The sequence below is a fragment of the Pseudostreptobacillus hongkongensis genome, assembly GCF_001559795.1.
GTDB lineage: Bacteria > Fusobacteriota > Fusobacteriia > Fusobacteriales > Leptotrichiaceae > Pseudostreptobacillus > Pseudostreptobacillus hongkongensis.
This window is the reverse complement of sequence record NZ_LOHY01000027.1, coordinates 1-729: the sequence shown is the minus strand read 5'-3', so window position 1 is coordinate 729 and position 729 is coordinate 1. Positions and strand designations below refer to the sequence as shown.

Here is a 729-nt window from a genome sequence, read left to right as displayed (position 1 = left end):
TAAGGCGCTCGCGCCGCATCCGGCATTTCACAACAAGCACTTGTCAGCCATTTGCGAGCGCGGCAAAAAGATTTCTCTGTTTTAACGCCCACAAGCCACCCGATGCGTTACTTCTCCGCAGCCAATTGTCCGCGCAACGCCATTAAAAGGTACCCCAGGCGATTCTTGCCCTGACCATTACCGCCATCTCCCCAGTAAGCATCATTTTGCGTATGCTCAACCAGTTTTGCGGACGCGGTTGCCAGCAAGAGTGTACGCAGTTCTGCATGTTGTTCGAATTTAGCGCGAAGCGCTTTACGCATCATCCTGCTGGTTATTGCGAGCCGCTTTCCAGAAACAGAAAAACCATTACCCCTGAAAACCGAAAAATGCCACAATATTGGCTGTTTATACAGTATTTCAGGTTTTCTCATGGCATTAACCGCCGCGCTTAAAGCGCAAATTGCCGCCTGGTATAAGGCGCTTCAGGAACAGATCCCCGACTTTATTCCCCGTGCGCCGCAGCGGCAGATGATTGCGGATGTCGCCAAAACACTGGCCGGAGAAGAAGGGCGGCATCTGGCGATTGAAGCCCCCACCGGCGTTGGGAAAACGCTCTCCTATTTGATCCCCGGCATCGCCATTGCCCGCGAAGAGCAAAAAACGCTGGTGGTGAGTACCGCTAACGTGGCGTTGCAGGATCAGATCTATAGCAAAGATTTGCCGCTGCTGAAAAAGATCATTCCCGAT

At 52.4% G+C, this 729-nt stretch carries 1 protein-coding gene and 1 pseudogene; one reads left to right on the top strand and one right to left on the bottom strand.

Going from position 1 to position 729, the window contains the following annotated elements:
• Positions 1-107 precede the first annotated feature (107 nt).
• A pseudogene (locus tag AYC59_RS08490) lies at positions 108-305 on the bottom strand (NADAR family protein); the annotation flags it as partial.
• A gap of 106 nt (positions 306-411) precedes the next feature.
• On the opposite strand from AYC59_RS08490, the gene AYC59_RS08485 reads away from it, so the two are divergent.
• Positions 412-729, top strand: a 318-nt coding sequence (locus AYC59_RS08485; RefSeq protein WP_156445435.1) for a DEAD/DEAH box helicase, incomplete at its 3' end; no start/stop codon positions are given.